Origin of the sequence: Pseudomonas sp. Y39-6 (genome assembly GCF_023651955.1) — a bacterium.
GTDB lineage: Bacteria > Pseudomonadota > Gammaproteobacteria > Pseudomonadales > Pseudomonadaceae > Aquipseudomonas > Aquipseudomonas veronii.
The window spans coordinates 2,752,359-2,768,885 of the sequence record NZ_CP069594.1; the positions used below are offsets into that span (position 1 = coordinate 2,752,359).

Annotated in this window: 20 protein-coding genes; 6 read left to right on the forward strand and 14 right to left on the reverse strand. The window is 64.1% G+C overall.

Annotation, left to right across the window (positions count from 1 at the left end; translation table 11 throughout):
- Positions 1–30: 30 nt before the first annotated feature.
- The 3 genes from JN756_RS12680 to JN756_RS12690 are packed head-to-tail and all read right to left on the reverse strand — an operon-like array spanning position 31 to position 2,431.
- The gene (locus JN756_RS12680; RefSeq protein WP_201022143.1) at positions 31–1,047 is read right to left on the reverse strand and encodes a heme-dependent oxidative N-demethylase family protein; all 1,017 of its coding nucleotides are present in this window, start codon (positions 1,045–1,047) and stop codon (positions 31–33) included.
- An 11-nt stretch (positions 1,048–1,058) separates the two neighbouring features.
- Positions 1,059–1,988, reverse strand: a complete 930-nt coding sequence (locus JN756_RS12685) for a PDR/VanB family oxidoreductase (RefSeq protein ID WP_046383905.1) — start codon at positions 1,986–1,988, stop codon at positions 1,059–1,061.
- On the reverse strand, positions 1,985–2,431 hold the full coding sequence (locus tag JN756_RS12690; protein WP_046383904.1) for a dimethylamine monooxygenase subunit DmmA family protein: 447 nt from the start codon (positions 2,429–2,431) through the stop codon (positions 1,985–1,987). Before JN756_RS12690 ends, JN756_RS12685 begins: the two co-directional genes overlap by 4 nt.
- 182 nt (positions 2,432–2,613) lie before the next feature.
- Between JN756_RS12690 and JN756_RS12695 the strand changes: the two genes are divergently transcribed.
- Genes JN756_RS12695 through JN756_RS12715 form a run of 5 tightly spaced genes read left to right on the forward strand, consistent with a single transcriptional unit; the run spans position 2,614 to position 5,551 of the window.
- Entirely contained in the window at positions 2,614–3,726 is a 1,113-nt protein-coding gene (locus JN756_RS12695) for a sensor histidine kinase (RefSeq protein WP_232591586.1), read from the forward strand.
- Complete coding sequence (locus JN756_RS12700; protein WP_046383903.1) at positions 3,695–4,354, forward strand: response regulator; 660 nt, start codon at positions 3,695–3,697, stop codon at positions 4,352–4,354. Before JN756_RS12695 ends, JN756_RS12700 begins: the two co-directional genes overlap by 32 nt.
- Positions 4,355–5,101, forward strand: a complete 747-nt coding sequence (locus tag JN756_RS12705) for a PAS domain-containing protein (RefSeq protein WP_057006014.1) — start codon at positions 4,355–4,357, stop codon at positions 5,099–5,101. It begins immediately after the preceding gene.
- Positions 5,102–5,109: 8 nt separating this feature from the next.
- A complete protein-coding gene (locus tag JN756_RS12710) occupies positions 5,110–5,322 on the forward strand; it encodes a hypothetical protein (protein ID WP_502941138.1) in 213 nt (70 codons plus the stop codon).
- Between the two features lie 16 nt (positions 5,323–5,338).
- Entirely contained in the window at positions 5,339–5,551 is a 213-nt protein-coding gene (locus JN756_RS12715; RefSeq protein ID WP_502941139.1) for a hypothetical protein, read from the forward strand.
- Positions 5,552–6,023: 472 nt separating this feature from the next.
- On the opposite strand, the gene JN756_RS12720 is transcribed toward JN756_RS12715, so the two are convergent.
- The 5 genes from JN756_RS12720 to ribBA all read right to left on the reverse strand — a co-directional run bounded on the left by JN756_RS12720 (position 6,024) and on the right by ribBA (position 11,287).
- Positions 6,024–7,178, reverse strand: coding sequence for an ABC transporter ATP-binding protein (locus tag JN756_RS12720; RefSeq protein WP_057006017.1), 1,155 nt, complete (start codon positions 7,176–7,178; stop codon positions 6,024–6,026).
- A 17-nt stretch (positions 7,179–7,195) separates the two neighbouring features.
- On the reverse strand, positions 7,196–8,005 hold the full coding sequence (locus JN756_RS12725) for an ABC transporter permease (protein ID WP_046383898.1): 810 nt from the start codon (positions 8,003–8,005) through the stop codon (positions 7,196–7,198).
- A gap of 6 nt (positions 8,006–8,011) precedes the next feature.
- Positions 8,012–8,929 carry an ABC transporter permease gene (locus tag JN756_RS12730; protein WP_046383897.1) on the reverse strand — a complete coding sequence of 306 codons (918 nt, stop codon included), beginning with the start codon at positions 8,927–8,929 and terminating at the stop codon, positions 8,012–8,014.
- Positions 8,926–9,951 carry an ABC transporter substrate-binding protein gene (locus JN756_RS12735; RefSeq protein ID WP_201022144.1) on the reverse strand — a complete coding sequence of 342 codons (1,026 nt, stop codon included), beginning with the start codon at positions 9,949–9,951 and terminating at the stop codon, positions 8,926–8,928. Before JN756_RS12735 ends, JN756_RS12730 begins: the two co-directional genes overlap by 4 nt.
- Positions 9,952–10,177: 226 nt before the next feature.
- Positions 10,178–11,287 (reverse strand): bifunctional 3,4-dihydroxy-2-butanone-4-phosphate synthase/GTP cyclohydrolase II, encoded by a 1,110-nt coding sequence (gene ribBA, locus JN756_RS12740; protein WP_079443541.1) that lies wholly within the window; start codon positions 11,285–11,287, stop codon positions 10,178–10,180.
- Between the two features lie 69 nt (positions 11,288–11,356).
- Between ribBA and JN756_RS12745 the strand changes: the two genes are divergently transcribed.
- Complete coding sequence (locus JN756_RS12745) at positions 11,357–11,650, forward strand: DUF1330 domain-containing protein (RefSeq protein WP_046383894.1); 294 nt, start codon at positions 11,357–11,359, stop codon at positions 11,648–11,650.
- 312 nt (positions 11,651–11,962) lie between these two features.
- Here JN756_RS12745 and JN756_RS12750 read toward each other — a convergent pair whose 3' ends face one another.
- Genes JN756_RS12750 through JN756_RS12775 form a run of 6 tightly spaced genes read right to left on the reverse strand, consistent with a single transcriptional unit; the run spans position 11,963 to position 16,517 of the window.
- Positions 11,963–12,526, reverse strand: a complete 564-nt coding sequence (locus JN756_RS12750; protein WP_046383893.1) for an NUDIX hydrolase — start codon at positions 12,524–12,526, stop codon at positions 11,963–11,965.
- Between the two features lie 2 nt (positions 12,527–12,528).
- Complete coding sequence (locus tag JN756_RS12755; RefSeq protein WP_126589594.1) at positions 12,529–13,281, reverse strand: GntR family transcriptional regulator; 753 nt, start codon at positions 13,279–13,281, stop codon at positions 12,529–12,531.
- 23 nt (positions 13,282–13,304) lie between these two features.
- A complete protein-coding gene (locus JN756_RS12760) occupies positions 13,305–13,694 on the reverse strand; it encodes a carboxymuconolactone decarboxylase family protein (protein ID WP_046383892.1) in 390 nt (129 codons plus the stop codon).
- A 13-nt stretch (positions 13,695–13,707) separates the two neighbouring features.
- Complete coding sequence (locus JN756_RS12765) at positions 13,708–14,193, reverse strand: flavin reductase family protein (protein ID WP_010567340.1); 486 nt, start codon at positions 14,191–14,193, stop codon at positions 13,708–13,710.
- Between the two features lie 12 nt (positions 14,194–14,205).
- Positions 14,206–15,687, reverse strand: a complete 1,482-nt coding sequence (locus JN756_RS12770) for an aldehyde dehydrogenase (RefSeq protein ID WP_046383891.1) — start codon at positions 15,685–15,687, stop codon at positions 14,206–14,208.
- A complete protein-coding gene (locus JN756_RS12775) occupies positions 15,684–16,517 on the reverse strand; it encodes an alpha/beta fold hydrolase (protein WP_046383890.1) in 834 nt (277 codons plus the stop codon). The genes JN756_RS12770 and JN756_RS12775 overlap by 4 nt, the downstream gene beginning before the upstream one ends.
- Positions 16,518–16,527: the final 10 nt, after the last annotated feature.

A 16,527-nucleotide genomic window follows, 5' to 3' on the forward strand; every position in this document is an offset into this window, starting at 1 on the left:
TTGCTGTGAAAAAGAGCACCGGGAAAAGGTTCAGGCGAGTGGATCGAACTGGCGCAGCCACTCGACCAGGGTTTGTCGATAGCGGGTCATGCCCTTGTAGTCGGCGATGGCATCGGGCAGGTCGCGCAGCACGCGGTGCAGGCGGCAGCCCCAGCCGGGGTGGCTGACCAGTTCGTCCAGGCTGATCAGGTAGGTGCGAATGCTGAACATCACTGCGTTGCTGCGCGGCAGGCGCGCCATCACTTGCAGTTCGACCCGCAGATGCACCTGTTGCCCGACGTTCTGCGCGGTGATCCGGCCGCGGTCGGCGCCCCATTGATGGAAGGTTTCCGGCGACGAATCCAGGCGCGGGTTGATGGTCAGGGTCCAGTTCAGGCGCCGGACCGGCTGGCCGGCCTGCAGGTTGAGCAGGTACTTCAGCGCGCGCTCGAACACGCCCATCTGGTGGGCCATGGGCACCGGTGCATGCCACTGTTTGAAACTCATCCCGGCATCGAACGCCAGTGACCAGTCGGCCGGGCTGGTGACCAGGCCGGCGTCCATGTACAGGTCGCCGTCGCGCTGGTCGAGCAGGGCGAAATCCCCTTGTACCTGGCGGCCGATGTATTCCAGCGGTGCGCAGGGCAGGCTGGCGGCATCGCCGAAGATGAACGGTTGATCGATCCGCAGCAGGTGGTTGCGCCAGTGCCAGCGGTCGCCGTCACGCGCCAGGCTGAACCACTGCGGGTAGTCGACGGCGAGGTTTTCCATGAGCATTTGCAGCGCATCCCAGGCCGCCGCTTGCATGTGCGGCATCACCAGGTAGCGGCGCGGGTCGTTGTCCAGGATCAGGGCACGTTCGGCCATTTCCGAGCGGTAGTGCTCGTCGATGTCGAAGGCGTGCTCGTAGACGGAACCCGGGTCGCGGGAGGTGGCTGGTTCGATGTTCACCGAGTACAGGTAGCTGTCCTCGATAAACGGGAACGGGAAGCGACGGATCGCCGCCGGGCTGTTGCGAAAGCTGAAATCGTCGCGATAGCTCAGCACAGGGCTCGATTGCAGGGGCATGGCACTCACTCCTATAGGTCCAGCGAAACGCAGGGGCCGCTGCCGCGTGAGACGCAGGGCATCAGAAATTCGGCCTGCTCGGCCGGGCTGAGGAAACTGTCGCGGTGTTCGATGGCACCGCCTTGATGGCGCGTGATGCACTGGCCGCAGACCCCGCCACGGCACAGGTTGGGCACCTGCAACCCCGCGTGCTCCAAGGCTTCGAGCAGGCTCTGCTCGGCCTCCACGCGCAGGGTGCGGCCACTGCGCAGCAGTTGCAGGTCGAACGGCTGGCCCGGTTGCGCGCCTTTGAACGCCTCGGCATGCAGCCGATTGCGCGGCCAACCGAGGCGATCGGCGTGTTGCTCGACCGCCTCGATCAAGGGTTGCGGGCCACAGGTGTAGACGTGGCTGCCCAGCGGCCGGTTGGCGAGGATGCGGCTCAGGTCCGGGCGGCGGTCGTAGGCGTGCAGGCGCGGGCCGAGGCGCTGTTGCAATTCATCGAGGTAGGCATCGCTGAGGCCTGGCCGGAACAGGTAATGCAGTTCGAAGTCGGCCTGCTGTTGTTCCATCGTGGCGATATAGGCCATGAACGGCGTGATACCGATGCCGGCGGCGATCAGGATGTGCCGGCGTGCGGTGCCATGGGGCGCGAACAGATTGGCCGGCGGCGAAATCCGCAAGGTGTCGCCGACCTGCACCTGGCGATGCAAGTACTGCGAACCGCCGCGAGACGCGTCCTGCAGGCGCACGGCGATGCGGTAGTGGCGCGTGTGCGCCGGGTCGCTGGTCAACGAGTAGGCATTACGCACCGTGCCCTCGGCCAGCGGCAGATGTACCTGGACGTGGCTGCCGGGCGAGAAAGCGGGCAGGGCACCGTCGCAGGCAGTCAGGGTGAACTCGCGCACCACGGGGGTGAGCATTCTGGCCGCACTGACCTGAACCTTGAGGGCGGCGCTCATGGCTGGAACCCCGCGTAGGGCTGGTCGGGGTTGATGCACACGCCGAGGTAAGCCCCCAGGCGCCGGGAAAAGTGTGCGCGCACTTCCAGCCCGACGTTGCAGCCGATGCAGTTCAACACCGGCTCTGGGCCTGCGGTCTGGGTCAGCCCGCAATGGGCGCAATACACCTGGCGCAGGCCGGGCATCGTGCAGGTCACGCTGATCTCGTCGTCTTCCAGGCCGGCGGCGCGGGCCTCGGCGTGAATGCGCCAGACAAAGGCCTCATCGCCCAACAGGTAGAGCCGACAACCCACGGTTGCGCTGGCCAATGCCTGTTGTAAACGCCGGCTGAAGTCGGGTTGTTCGCCGCTCAGCAGCAAAGGCTTGTGCAGGTCGGCGGCAACCGCCATGCCGGCGGTTGCCGATTGCATCACCACGATGGGGCGGTTGTGGGTGTGCGTCATGCGGGCTCTCCAAGGTGCGTTTTGTTTCCTGTTGGGAGAGATACTTTCCTATGAGGAAAATCTTCTCAATCTGGAAAAAGGGCTATGCCTTTGGAGATAAGCCTTGCCGCACTGGCGTTCGGGGCATGGAAGTTGCTGGTCTTGCACTAATGCTCAGCAACCGGACGGGGAGTTATCGAAGAGTGCGAACGCGACCGAAGAGCTGGCCGCTCTGGTTGGGGCCTGTGCGCCCCGAACAGGCGCGCAGCGTGCGCAGGCTGTTGGCCGGGTTGCCCCTGCACGCTGACGGTGCCTTGTCGGGTTTTCTGGACCGTTTCGACGCACTGCTGCCCGCCGCCAGGCTCAACCTGATCCTGGGCGGCGAAGACCTGGGCCCGACGCGACGTGGTTTGATCGAGGGCTGCCAGAACGTGGCGCGCTGCCCCTGGCGCGACGCGAGTGCGATGGACACGCCCCAGGCCTGCGGCCCTTGCCGGCAGCGCGGGGTACACCGATTGGTGTGCGCCTTGCCCGAGGGTGAAAAAGGCGCGTTACTGCTCGACACCCCCAGACGGGCCGGTGCCAGTTGGCGCCAGTTGCTGGAGGAAGCAGCGCAGGCCGTGGCGGTCAGCGTGCGTCTGCGCAGCGACAACCGTGAGCAGCAGCGCAGACAGGCAACGTCGCGCCACGGCGCGCTGGCCCGTGAGCTGCACGATTCGGTGGCGCAACAGTTGGGTTACCTGGCGTTCCAGGCCCACGGCTTGCAGTCACAGCTGGGCGCGCCTGCCCTGCAGGACCTGTGCGCCGGCCTCAGCCAGTTGCAACGCCAGGTGCGCGAGCTGATCACCAGCGCACGCCTGACCATGGACGGACGCTCGCTGCGCCAGGCCCTGGCCGACTCCGTCGCGGAGTTTTCGCGGCGTTGCATCATCGTGTTCGAGTTGGATAACCGCCTGGCCGACGATGCCCTGAGCCCGGAAACCGAATTGCAGATCCTGCAGATCGTTCGCGAGGCCCTGGCCAATGCGGTGCGCCATTCCCACGCGCGGCATGTGCGTATCGAACTGCGCCAGACCCAGGACGGCGATGCCTCGGTGTCGGTGGAGGACGATGGCATCGGCTTGAGCCCGGCTTGCGATGAGCATAACCATTTCGGCCTGGCGATTATCCGCGAGCGCGCCGCCAGCATCGGCGCGCGGCTGAGCATTGAAGCGATCCGCCCGCACGGCGTGCGCGTGCATCTTGGCCTGCGCCGCCACCACGACCTGCCACACGGGAGTCTCGATGGACTGCACGACCTTATTACTGATCGATGATCACCCACTGTTTCGCAAAGGCCTGGCGCAACTGTTCGATGCCAGCGACGACTTTGAAGTGGTGGGGCAGGCGGCCAGTGGCCGGGAGGGCATCAACCTGGCCGTGAGCCTGACGCCGCAGCAGGTGTTGCTGGACCTGCACATGCCTGGCCTCAGCGGCCTGCAGGTGCTGGACGAACTGCGCCAATTGCGCCTGGACTGCCAGGTGGTGGTGCTCACCGCTTCGATGGACCGCGCCGAACTGCTCAGCGCCCTGCGCCTGGGCGCCAGCGGTTATGTGCTCAAGGAAACCGAGCCCGAGGCGTTGCTGGCGTATATGCGCAACTGCCACAAGGGCGCGATCATGCTCGACTCAACCCTGATCGCCTTGCTCGCCGACCCGGCCGAGCCCAGGCCACACGGTGAGACGCCGGGCGGTGAAAACCTCACCGAACGCGAAGGCCAGACCCTGGCGCTGATCGCCGCCGGCATGAGCAATAAACAGATCGGCAGGGAGCTGGGGATCAGCGACGGCACGGTGAAAATCTATGTGCGCAGCCTGTTGCAGAAACTCAACCTGCATTCGCGCCTGGAGCTGGCGGCCCGGGTGCACAGCGGCGCCTTGCTCAAACACGAGGAGCGTCACTAGATGAGGGAAAGCTCTGACGCTTGGGTGCAGACATCGCCCGCGCACCTGATGGATTGTTTTCCCGCCGCCTTGCTGCACCTGCGCGACAACGGCCAGATCGCTCACTTCAACCTGGCCTGGGCCGAGTTGATGGGCGCGCCGGGCGCGGAACGCAACGTCGTCGACTACGTCCACCAGGAAGACCGCCCGCTGTGGCGCCAGGCCTTGCATGAGCTGCGCCGGCGTCCCGAGACCTCGTTCAACCAACGCCTGCGCTTCGTGCATCCGTGCGGCGAGCTGCGCTGGTTCGAGGTCAGTCTCAAGCGCGGCCCGCAGGGCTTCTACCTGGTGGCCGGAGATATCACCGCGCACAAGCGCCGCGAAATCGCCCTGCAGGCCAGCCAACGCAGCAGCATGAGCTTGCTCGACAGCATGCCTGGGCTGATCTATCGCGGCCGTAACAACCGCGACTGGACCATGGAATTCGTCAGTGCCGGCTGCCTGCAATTGACCGGCTACCCCGCCGAGCGGTTGGTGGACAACCATGAGTTCACCTACAACAGCCTGATCCTCGCCGAGGATGCCGACTACGTATGGCGCGAGGTGCAATATGCGTTGTCGCGCCAGGAACCGTTCGAACTCAATTACCAGATTCGTTGCGCCGACCAGTCGATCAAACACGTATGGGAGAAGGGCGTGGGGATCTATGCCGATACCTGCGAGGTGCTGGGCATCGAGGGCGCGATTTTCGAGCGCAGAGTTCTGTAGGAGCCGGCTTGCCGGCGATGGTCGTCAACGATGACGCGGGAAGCCTGGATGCCCGCGTCGGCTGTGGTTTTTTCGCTGGCAAGCCAGCTCCTACCATGGGGCATAACCCTGTAGGAGCCGGCTTGCCAGCGATGGTCGTCAACGATGACGCGGCAAGCCTGGATGCCCGCGGCGGCTGTGGGTTTTTCGCTGGCAAGCCAGCTCCTACCGTGGGGGCATAACCCTGTAGGAGCCGGCTTGCCAGCGATGGTCGTCAACGATGACGCGGCAAGCCTGGATGCCCGCGGTGGCTGTGGGTTTTTCGCTGGCAAGCCAGCTCCTACCATGGGGCATAACCCTGTAGGAGGCGGCTTGCCGGCGATGGTCGTTAACGATGACGCGGGACGCCTGGATGCCCGCGGCGGCTGTGGTTTTTTCGCTGGCAAGCCAGCTCCTACCGTGGGGGCATAACCCTGTAGGAGCCGGCTTGCCGGCGAGGGTCGTTAACGATGACGCGGGAAGCCTGGACGCCCGCGGTGGCTGTGGGTTTTTCGCTGGCAAGCCAGCTCCTACCATGGGGCATAACCCTGTAGGAGCCGGCTTGCCGGCGATGGTCGTCAACGATGACGCGGGAAGCCTGGATGCCCGCGGTGGCTGTGGGTTTTTCGCTGGCAAGCCAGCTCCTACCGTGGGGGCATAACCCTGTAGGAGCCGGCTTGCCGGCGATGGTCGTTAACGATGACGCGGGACGCCTGGATGCCCGCGGTGGCTGTGGGTTTTTCGCTGGCAAGCCAGCTCCTACCATGGGGCATAACCCTGTAGGAGCCGGCTTGCCGGCGATGGTCGTTAACGATGACGGGGGAAGCCTGGATGCCTGCGGTGGCTGTGGTTTTTTCGCTGGCAAGCCAGCTCCTACAGGGGATGGTTCAGTTTTTTGTTTGGCTTAATGGGCGCCGGCGGCTTTGTTCAGATCGCTTTCGGCCCATTCGGTGTACACACAGGCATCCGCCGTGGCCCAGCGCACGCGCACCGGGTCGCCGGCCTTGAGCGGCATGCCGGCGGCGGACAATGCCTTGACCGTCATCGAGGTGCCGCCCAGGGTTTTCACGCTGCAGGTCTGGCTTTCACCGAGGAACAGCACTTCGCCGACGATGGCCGACACTTCGTTCCAGCCTGCGGTCAATGGTTGCCCGGCGGCCTGTTCGACGCTCAGCGCGAGGGCTTTTTCCGGGCGCACCATCAGCAGCACGTCCTGCTCGCTGCGCAGGCCGCCGGTCAGGCGGATCGACAGGGATTGGCCTTCGAACGACGCCGCCGCGTTGCCCTGGGCCTTGAGCTTGAGGAAGTTGGAGTTGCCCAGGAATGAGGCGACAAACGCATTCGGCGGGTTCTGGTACAGGTCGAAACCGCTGCCCAGGCCGACGATCTTGCCGTGGCTGAAAATCGCGATGCGCTGGGACAGGCGCATGGCTTCTTCCTGGTCGTGGGTCACGTAGACGATGGTGATGCCCAGGCGCCGATGCAACTGGCGCAGCTCGTCCTGCAAGTCTTCACGCAGCTTCTTGTCGAGGGCGCCGAGCGGTTCGTCCATCAGCAGGATACGCGGCTCATACACCAGCGCCCGGGCGATGGCGACGCGCTGTTGCTGGCCGCCAGACAGTTGCGACGGGCGGCGATGGGCGAACTGTTCCAGTTGCACCAGCTTGAGCATGGCGTCGACGCGCTTCTCGCGCTCGGCACTGGCCAGTTTGCGGATCGCCAGGGGGAAGGCGATGTTGTCGCGTACCGACAGGTGCGGGAACAGCGAGTAGCGTTGGAACACCATGCCGATGTCGCGCTTGTGCGGCGGTACGTTGACCAGCGATTGGCCGCTCACCAGGATCTCGCCGCTGCTCGGCGTTTCAAAGCCGGCGAGCATCGACAGGGTGGTGCTTTTGCCCGAGCCGCTGGAGCCGAGGAAGGTGAGGAACTCGCCGTCCTTGATGTCCAGCGAGATGTTGTCCACGGCGGCGAATTCGCCATAGAACTTGTTCAGGTTGCGCAGGCTGACCAGGGGTTGGCCAGGGTTCTGCGCGGCATCTTGGATCACTGCACTCATGTTCTGCTCCTGGGCGCTCAAGCGCGGGTTTCTGTGCGCCGGCGAACGGCGGCGGCGATGACCATGACCAGCACCGAGAGGCCGATCAGCAGCGTCGAGGCGACGGCGATCACGGGTGTCAGGTCCTGACGCAGGGTGGTCCACATTTTCACGGGAAGGGTTTGCAGGGTCGGGCTGGCCATCATCACGCTGAGCACCACTTCGTCCCATGACACGAGAAAGGCGAACAGCGCACCGGCCACCATCCCCGGGCGAATCGCCGGGAAGGTCACCTTGAACACCGCCTGCAGGCGCGACGCGCCGCAGATCACCGCGGCGTCTTCAATCGACTGATCGAACAGTTTCAGCGAGTTGATGATCGAGATGATGGTGAACGGCAACGCGACAATCACGTGGCTGACCACAAAGGCGAACATCGTGCCGGTGTAGCCGAGCTTGAGGAACAGCGCGTACACCGCCACGGCGATGATCACCAGTGGCACGATCATCGGCAGTGTGAACAGGCCATAGAGCAGTTCGCGGCCGGGGAAGCGCCCGCGCACCAGGGCAAATGCGCTGGGCAGGCCCAGCGCCACGGCGAACACCGTGGTCAGCACGGCGACCTTGAGGCTGGCCAGCGCCGCGTTCATCCAGTCGGCGTTGGAGAAGAACTGGCCGTACCATTTCAGCGTCCAGCCCGGTGGCGGGAACACCAGCCATTGCGACGAGCCGAACGACAGCAGCACGATAAACACGATCGGCAGCAGCAGGAACAGCCCAATCAAACCGGTGGTGGCGTAGAGGCCCAGACGCATCCTGCGGCTCATGGCATTCGGAGTCAGCAGCATGACGGCTTACCTCGCATGGCTGGCGCCAACCGGGGATTCCGGCTGAAGCTTCAGGTAGAAGTAGAACAGCACCAGCGTGATGAAGATCAGCAACGCGGCGCCGGCACTGGCCAGGCCCCAATTGAGGAACGACTGCACCTGCTGGATGATGAACTCGGGCAGCATCATGTTCTGCGCACCGCCGAGCAGCGCCGGGGTGACGTAGTAACCGAGGGACATCACGAACACCATCAACCCGCCGGAAAACAACCCCGGCCGGCACAGCGGCAGGAACACCCGGAAGAAGTTGGTCCACGGGCTCGCGCCACAGATGGAGCCAGCCTGCAGGATCATCGGGTCGATGGCCTGCATGGTCGCCTGCAACGGCAGCACGATGAACGGGATCATGATGTAGCTCATGCCGATCACCACGCCCGTCAGGTTGTGCACCATCTCCAGGGGCACATCGATGATGCCCATGGCCAGCAGCGCCTTGTTGATCACCCCCGAGGCTTGCAGCAGCACCAGCCAGGAATAGGTGCGGGCCAGCAGGCTGGTCCACATCGACAGCAGCACGATATTCAGCATCCAGCGGCCCCAGCCGCGTGGCACCAGGGTAATCGCCCAGGCCAGCGGGAAGCCCAGCAACAGGCTGAACAGGGTCACCAGGCCCGCCACCGAAAAGGTGTTGAGCAGCACGCGGGCGTAGGCCGAGTTGGCGAACAGCTGTTCATAGTTGCCCAGGCCCGGCACGGGCTCCAGCACGCCGCGCAGCAACAGCCCGATCAGCGGTGCGAGGAAGAACAGGCCGAGGAACAGCAGGGCCGGGATCAGGTTGCCCGCCCCGCGCCAGCGCTGGGCCAGGGGCGGCGATACGGCTTTGCTGCAAACCGCGCCGGCAGCGCCGAGGGCGCTCCCGGTCGGTGTGGTTGCCGTCATTTTCATTTGACTAGCCATTCATTCCACCGTGTCGCAATGGCCGGACCGTTCTTGGCCCAGTAGGCGAAATCGAGGGTGATCTGGTCCTTGGCATACGCCGTCGGCAGGTTGGGCGCCAGGACTGAATCCAGGCGCTGCACGCTGTCGATGTTCACCGGTGCATAGGCGGTCAGGTTGGAGAAATCGGCCTGGCCCTTGGCGCTGCTGGCACTGGCCAGGAACTTCATCGCGGCGGCTTTGTTTTTGGTGCCCTTAGGCACGACGAGGATGTCGGCCATGACCAGGTTCTGCTTCCAGCTGACGCCCACCGGTGCGCCATCTTCCTGCAGGGCGTGGATGCGACCGTTCCAGAACTGGCCCATGCTGACTTCGCCGGAGGCCAGCAGTTGCTGCGATTGCGCGCCGCCGCCCCACCAGACGATGTCTTTTTTGATGGTGTCGAGTTTCTTGAAGGCGCGGTCCAGGTCCAGGGGGTAGAGCTTGTCGGCGGGCACGCCGTCGGCGAGCAGGGCCAGTTCGAGCACGCCAGGGCTGGGCCATTTGTAGAGGGCGCGTTTGCCGGGGTAGGTCTTGGTGTCGAACAGCGCGGTCCAATCCTGGGGCTTGGCGGCGCCGAGCTTGCCTTCGTTGTAGCCGAGCACGAAGGAGAAGAAGAACGAACCGACGCCATGGTCGGAGACGAAGCGCGGGTCGATCTTGTCGCGCTGGATCACCGAGAAGTCCAGCGGTTCGAGCAGGCCTTCGGCGGCGGCACGCAAGGCGAAGTCGGCCTCGACGTCTACCACGTCCCACTGCACGTTGCCGCTTTCGACCATGGCCTTGAGCTTGCCGTAGTCGGTCGGGCCGTCCTGCACCACGGTGATGCCGCTGGCCTTGCTGAAAGGGTCGGCCCACGCCTGCTTCTGCGCATCCTGGGTGCTACCGCCCCAGCTCACGAAATTCACGTTTTCAGCCGCCAGGGCCGCGTGAGTGACCGTAGCCAATAAACCCGCGAACAGCACTGCGGTTGCACGTTTGTTCAACACCATTTTCACGCCCTCATTTGTTGTGTTTTTGAGCGGGCTTGGTAATGCCCGCCTATCGGGAGCAGTAGGTCCATCGGAGCCTCTAATCGAGGCCCAAAAGGCGACCGTGCCAAGGGCTGTTATTGGTGCTGTCCCTGGCGGGCGCACTTGGCGAAAGCGTTCGGTCTATGGAATATCATATTATGGTATTCCAAACTTTGTGCAAGCATTTTGCCTTACCGGTTATCCGTCACTCGGTGAAGGGAATGCTCTCGACCACCTCCAGGTCGTAGCCAGTCAGCCCGGCGTATTTCAGGGGCGGGCCGAGGTGACGCAGCTTGCCGACGCCCAGGTCCTGCAATATCTGCGCCCCGGTGCCGACTTCCGAATAAATCCGCGATTGCGAACGGTTGAACTGGCGCGGCGCCTGGGTCAGTTGCGGTACGCGCTCCAGCAACGCCTGGGACGATTCATGATTGGCCAGCACCACCACCACGCCACGACCTTCGGCCGCGACGCGTTGCAGGGCGGCCCACAGCGTCCAGTTGGACGGACCGCTGTAGTCGGCGCCGACCAGGTCACGCAGCGGGTCGATCACATGCACGCGCACCAGCGTAGGTTCATCGCGGCGCAACGGGCCCATCACCATGGCCATGTGTACGCCACCGTCGATGCGGTCTTCAAAGGTGATCAGGCGGAACGTGCCATGCACCGTGGGCAGGTCGCGTTCGCCAATGCGCGCCACGGTGCGTTCGGTGCTGAGGCGGTAGTGAATCAGGTCGGCGATAGTGCCGATCTTGATCCCGTGCTTGCGCGCGAAGATCTCCAGCTCAGGTCGGCGGGCCATGGTGCCATCGTCGTTCATCACTTCGACGATCACCGAGGCTGGCGTATGCCCGGCCAGGCGTGCCAGGTCACAGCCGGCTTCGGTGTGGCCGGCGCGGGTCAGCACGCCGCCGTCTTTGGCGCGCAACGGAAAGATGTGCCCGGGCTGCACGATATCGGCCGGCCCGGCATTCACGTCCACGGCTGCCGCCACCGTGCGTGCGCGGTCGGCGGCAGAGATACCGGTGGTCACACCGCTGGCCGCTTCGATGGACACGGTAAACGCGGTGCTGAACGCGCTGCCATTGCTCGGTACCATCTGCTCAAGGCCCAGGCGCTGGCAGTGTTCGTCGGTGAGGGTCAGGCAGATCAGACCACGGGCTTCACGGGCCATGAAACTGATAGCCTCGGCACTGCAGCACGCCGCAGGCAGCAGCAGGTCGCCTTCGTTTTCCCGGTCTTCGTCGTCTACCAGGAGCACCATCTTGCCTTGGCGGTAGTCTTCGATGATGTCTGCGATGCTGTTGAAGGACATGTTGGGTGCTCGATTTGTTGGTTGTATGTATTATGGTATACCACAAAAACCAAGCAAGAGGATGTCGCGATGAAGGCCTACTGGATTGCCCATGTAGATGTGTCCGATGCAGAGCAGTACACGCAGTACACCCAACGCGCGCCGGCGGCGTTTGCGCAGTTTGGCGGGCGGTTTCTGGCCAGGGGCGGGCGCAGCGAAGCGATGGAAGGCGGGCCGGCGCGGCAGCGTAATGTGGTGATTGAGTTCGATAGCTATGAGCAGGCGGTGGCGTGTTACGAATCTGCCGAGTATCAGGCGGCGAAGGCCCACCGTGAGGGGGTAGGGCAGGCGCAGATCATCATCGTGGAAGGCCTGGCGCCTTAGGTATATCAGTCCAAGTATTGTTCCCAATGTGGGAGGGGGCTTGCTCCCGATGGCAGTGGTTCAGTCACCTCATTCAGTGGCTGACACACCGTTATCGGGGGCAAGCCCCCTCCCACATTGGGTTCGGTGGTGTGGAATAGGATGCGTTGCAGCGCCCTGGTTTCGACGATGAGCAGGGCTGATTCACGCGCTTCAAACTGTGGGAGGGGGCTTGCCCCCGATAACGGTGTGTCAGCCAACGACGATGTTGAATATGCCACTGCCATCGGGAGCAAGCCCCCTCCCACATTTGAACCGAGTTCAGCTTGAGGATCAGCGGATGAAGTGGATCTTGCCGCTGTCGTCATTCCCGATGTAGATGCCATACACCCCGGCCTGGCGTTCCTCGATGTAGCGTTCGAGGATCTGCCGGATCGCCGGGTAGTAGATGCTGTCCCAGGGAATGTCCTCGGGCGCGAAGAATTGATAGTCGAGGGTCTCCGGCCCGAACTGGCCGGTGATCTCCAGCGCGATGGCGCGGAAGATGATGTACACCTCGCTGATCTTCGGCACGCTGAAGATCGAGTAGGGCGAGACGATCTCGGCGCGCACGCCGCTTTCTTCCCAGACTTCGCGCAACGCGGCCTGCTCGGTGGTCTCGCCGCCTTCCATGAAACCGGCCGGCAGGGTCCAGGTGCCGGGGCGCGGTGGGATCGCCCGTTGGCACAGCAGGTACTTGCCGTCCTGCTCAATGATGCAGCCGGCGATGATCTTGGGATTGATGTAGTGGATATAGCCGCAACCGCGGCACATCAGGCGCTCATGCGTATCGCCCGGTGGCAGCTGGTGACCGAGGTCACTGCCGCCGCATTTGGGGCAAAAGCTTGGCCTGAACACGGTCAGTGACCTATACGCGGTTCTTTGAGGGCGATGGGCAGGATGATTTCGGGGATCTTGCCGGTCTCTTCCTGTTTGCGCTTGAGGTAATCCAGGGCCACGGCCGCCGCGGCGCGCACGTGATCGACGCAGGCCTGGTGGGCGGCGAGTGGGTCGCCGCTCTTGATCGCCTGGACCATGCGTTCCATTTCCTGATTGCTGGTGCCGCGACGGTTTTCCTGGGACACCGACGTCGCACGCAGGTAGCTGATACGCGCCTGCAACTGACGCAACTGGGTGGCGGCCACGTGGTTGCCGGAGCCTTCGAGCAACACGTCGTAGAACCCCTGTACCGAATCGATGACCTGTTGCAGTTCGCCGTCCTTGAGGGCCTTGCGGTTTTCCTCCAGGGCTTTTTCCAGGGCCTTGATGTCCTTGGCCTTGGCGCGCAGGGTGAACAGCTGCACGATCAAACCTTCGAGCACGCAGCGCAGTTCATAGATGTCGACGGCATCGGCCAGGGTGATGATCGCCACCTGGGGGCCCTTGGCATCGGCGAATTCCACCAGGCCTTCGGACTCCAGGTGACGCAAGGCTTCGCGTACCGAGGTACGGCTGACGCCGAGGCGGTCGCACAGGTCGCGTTCCACCAGGCGATCACCCGGCAGCAGCTGGAAGTTCATGATGGCGCTGCGCAGTTTCTCCAGCACGATTTCGCGCAGGGTGACTGGGTTGTGATTGACCTTGAAGCTGTCGTCGAGGGGCAGGCGTTTCATGGGGGCTGCTCTGAATGGGGCGGTTAACGGGAGGCCTCGGCATCGGCTTCGGCGAAGGCTTCCCGGGCCAGCCGGAAGCTGTCCACGGCGGCGGGAACCCCGCAATAGATGCCGACCTGAAGCAGAATTTCGCGTATTTGTTCACGACTCAGGCCGTTACGCAAGGCGCCGCGCACATGCAGCTTGAGCTCGTGGGGCCGATTGAGGGCCGAAATCATTGCCAAGTTTATCATGCTGCGTTCTTTAAGCGACAAACCCTCCCGGCCCCACACATGGCCCCAGCAGTATTCGGTGACCATCTCTTGCAAGGGGCGGGTGAAGTCGTCGGCGTTCTCGATCGAGCGCTGCACATAGGCTTCGCCCAGCACCTGGGTGCGGATCTTCAGGCCCTGCTCATACTTTTCGTTGCTCATTGCACACAGCTCCTCAAGCCAGGGTGGGCAGCGGGCCCAGCTTGCCTTTGTGATAGATCATCGGCGTGACCGGTTGCTCGGGCAGGATCAGGTTCTTCACGGCGCCGACGATGATCGCGTGATCGCCGCCGTCGTATTCGCGCCACAGCTCGCACTCGATGATCGCCGTGGCCTTGGCCAGCAGCGGGTTGCCCAATTCGCTCAGGTGCCACTCGATACCCTTGGCTTTTTCCTTGCCTTTGCTGGCGAAGGCATAGGCTTCGGCGGTCTGGTCGGCGGACAGCAAGTGGATCGCAAAGCGCTTGCTGTCACGCAGGATCGGGTAGGTGTCCGACGCATAGTTGGGGCAGAACAGCACCAGGGCCGGGTCGATCGACAGCGCGCTGAACGCGCTGGCGGTGATGCCGACGATGCCGCCGTCCGGGTCGAGGGTGGTGACCACCGTGACCCCGGACGGGAACGAGCTCATGACGTCTTTGTAAATGCCGGGTTCGATCATGGTTGTGGACTCTTAACGCATCACAAAAGGATCAGGCATGGGCGCCTGGGAGAGGTTGATCCACACCGTCTTCAGCTCGGTGTAGGCCAGCACTGAATCGATGCCGCTTTCGCGTCCGTAGCCGCTGTTCTTGAAGCCGCCGATGGGCGCCATGGCCGACACCGCGCGGTAGGTGTTGACCCAGATGATCCCCGAGCGCACGTCGCGCGCCAGGCGGTGGGCGCGCCCGAGGTCGCGGGTCCAGATACCGGCAGCGAGGCCGAACTGCGAGTCGTTGGCGATGGCCAGTGCTTCGGCTTCGTCCTTGAAACGGATGACCGAGGCCACCGGCCCGAATACTTCCTCTTGCATGATCTTCATCGAGTTGCGGTCGCACTCGAACAGCGTCGGCTCATAGAACCAGCCTTCGCCGAGGTTCTGCGGGCGCTTGCCGCCGGTGCGCAGGCGTGCCCCTTCGGCGATGGCGTCCGCCACCAGGCCTTCGACCACGGCCAGTTGCTGCGCGGTGGCCATGGGGCCCATTTCGCTGGCGTCGTCTTGCGGGTTGCCGATGCGGATGCGTTGGGCGCGCGCTACCAGGCGCTCGACGAATTCGTCGTAGATAGCGTCCTGCACCAGCAGGCGCGAACCGGAGACGCAACTCTGCCCGGACGCCGCGTAGATGCCGGCGATTGCACCATTGATGGCGCTGTCGAGGTCGGCGTCGGCAAAAATGATATTCGGCGACTTGCCGCCCAGTTCCAGGGAGAGTTTGGCGAAGTTCTCCGCGCTGCTGCGCACCACATGCCTTGCCGTGGCCGCGCCGCCGGTGAAGGCGATCTTGCGCACCAGCGGGTGGCGGGTGAGGGCGGCGCCGGTGCTGGGGCCAAAGCCTGTGACCACGTTGACCACGCCCGCTGGAATGCCGGCTTCGAGGGCCAGGCGCGCCAGTTCCAGGACGGTCGCCGAGGCATGTTCCGACGGCTTGATCACGATGGTATTGCCCGCCGCCAGGGCCGGCGCGAGTTTGATCGCGGTCAGGTACAGCGGGCTGTTCCACGGAATGATCGCAGCGACTACGCCCATGGCTTCATGCACGGTGTAGGCGAACAGGTCGGGCTTGTCCAACGGCAGGGTGCCGCCTTCGAGCTTGTCGGCCAGGCCGGCGGTATAGTGGAAAAACTCCGGCAGGTAGCTGACCTGGCCACGGGTTTCGCGGATCAGCTTGCCGTTGTCGCGGCTTTCCAGCTGGGCCAGGTGTTCCTTGTTCGCGGCGATCAGGTCACCCAGGCGGCGCAGCAGTTTGCCCCGCGCGGTGGCGGTGAGGCCGCGCCAGGCCGGGCTGTCGAAGGCACTTTGCGCGGCCTGCACGGCGCGCTCCACGTCGGCTTCGTCGGCGTCGGGCAATTGCGCCCAGGGTTCGGCCAGGGCCGGGTTGAGGCTGTCGAAGGTCTTGCCGGAGAGGGCATCGACCCATTCACCGCCGATGCACATCTGGAAGCGTGCGAGTGTCATGCAACGATCCCCTTGATTGGAGTGTTTTGGGCGTACACCGTGTCGAGGAACCCCAGCAGCAACTGGTTGACCAGGCGCGGCGATTCTACCGGCATCATATGCCGTTGCTCGGCCAGCACCGCAACGCTGGCGCCGGGAATGCGATCGGCCAGTTGCCGGGCCATTTCCGGGGTCGAGCCAGGGTCGAGTTCGCCGGTGGCGACCAGGGTCGGTGCGCGCAACCCCGGGAGGTCGTCGGCACGGTACATGTCCTGGGTCGCAAACAGTTCATAGGTGGTCAGGTAACCCTGGGGGTCGTTGCCCGCCAGGGTTTCACGCAGCGCGGCGATCTGCGCCGGGTTGGCCGCCTGGTATTCACGGCTGAACCAGCGCGACAGTGCGGCTTCGGCATTCGCGTCGGGGCCGTGTTCGGCGGCCTGGGCGGTACGTGCGATGACCCCGGCACGCTGTTCAGGGCTGCGGTTGAACACACTGTTGAGCACCACCAGGCCCTTCAGACGCTCGGGGTAATGCAAGGCAAACGCCCGCGCGACCAGGCCGCCCATGGAAAACCCGATCACCGTGGCCTGGGGCAGTTGCAGGTGGTCGAGCAGTTCCAGCAACTGATCGGCATAGCCGAGCAGCGGGGTGTCGGCGGCCGGGCGCGGGCTGGCGCCATGGCCGAGCATGTCATAGGTGATCACGCGGTAGTTCGTGGCCAGGCCAACGACTTGCCCGCCCCACATTTCTTTATTCAGGCCCACGCCGTGGATCAAAACCACAGGCTGGCCTTGGCCGGTCGCCAGATAACTGGTGCCAGCCGGGGTGCGTTCAGCGGTGAGCCGAATCATGGAGCGCTCC

Bases quoted from the DNA above. Each gene is read 5' to 3' on its own strand.
- JN756_RS12680 (WP_201022143.1), bottom strand. From the start codon at position 1,047: ATGCCCCTGCAATCGAGCCCTGTGCTGAGCTATCGCGACGATTTCAGC.
- JN756_RS12685 (WP_046383905.1), bottom strand. From the start codon at position 1,988: ATGAGCGCCGCCCTCAAGGTTCAGGTCAGTGCGGCCAGAATGCTCACC.
- JN756_RS12690 (WP_046383904.1), bottom strand. From the start codon at position 2,431: ATGACGCACACCCACAACCGCCCCATCGTGGTGATGCAATCGGCAACC.
- JN756_RS12700 (WP_046383903.1), top strand. From the start codon at position 3,695: ATGGACTGCACGACCTTATTACTGATCGATGATCACCCACTGTTTCGC.
- JN756_RS12705 (WP_057006014.1), top strand. From the start codon at position 4,355: ATGAGGGAAAGCTCTGACGCTTGGGTGCAGACATCGCCCGCGCACCTG.
- JN756_RS12720 (WP_057006017.1), bottom strand. From the start codon at position 7,178: ATGAGTGCAGTGATCCAAGATGCCGCGCAGAACCCTGGCCAACCCCTG.
- JN756_RS12725 (WP_046383898.1), bottom strand. From the start codon at position 8,005: ATGCTGCTGACTCCGAATGCCATGAGCCGCAGGATGCGTCTGGGCCTC.
- JN756_RS12730 (WP_046383897.1), bottom strand. From the start codon at position 8,929: ATGAAAATGACGGCAACCACACCGACCGGGAGCGCCCTCGGCGCTGCC.
- JN756_RS12735 (WP_201022144.1), bottom strand. From the start codon at position 9,951: ATGGTGTTGAACAAACGTGCAACCGCAGTGCTGTTCGCGGGTTTATTG.
- ribBA (WP_079443541.1), bottom strand. From the start codon at position 11,287: ATGTCCTTCAACAGCATCGCAGACATCATCGAAGACTACCGCCAAGGC.
- JN756_RS12745 (WP_046383894.1), top strand. From the start codon at position 11,357: ATGAAGGCCTACTGGATTGCCCATGTAGATGTGTCCGATGCAGAGCAG.
- JN756_RS12755 (WP_126589594.1), bottom strand. From the start codon at position 13,281: ATGAAACGCCTGCCCCTCGACGACAGCTTCAAGGTCAATCACAACCCA.
- JN756_RS12760 (WP_046383892.1), bottom strand. From the start codon at position 13,694: ATGAGCAACGAAAAGTATGAGCAGGGCCTGAAGATCCGCACCCAGGTG.
- JN756_RS12765 (WP_010567340.1), bottom strand. From the start codon at position 14,193: ATGATCGAACCCGGCATTTACAAAGACGTCATGAGCTCGTTCCCGTCC.
- JN756_RS12770 (WP_046383891.1), bottom strand. From the start codon at position 15,687: ATGACACTCGCACGCTTCCAGATGTGCATCGGCGGTGAATGGGTCGAT.
- JN756_RS12775 (WP_046383890.1), bottom strand. From the start codon at position 16,517: ATGATTCGGCTCACCGCTGAACGCACCCCGGCTGGCACCAGTTATCTG.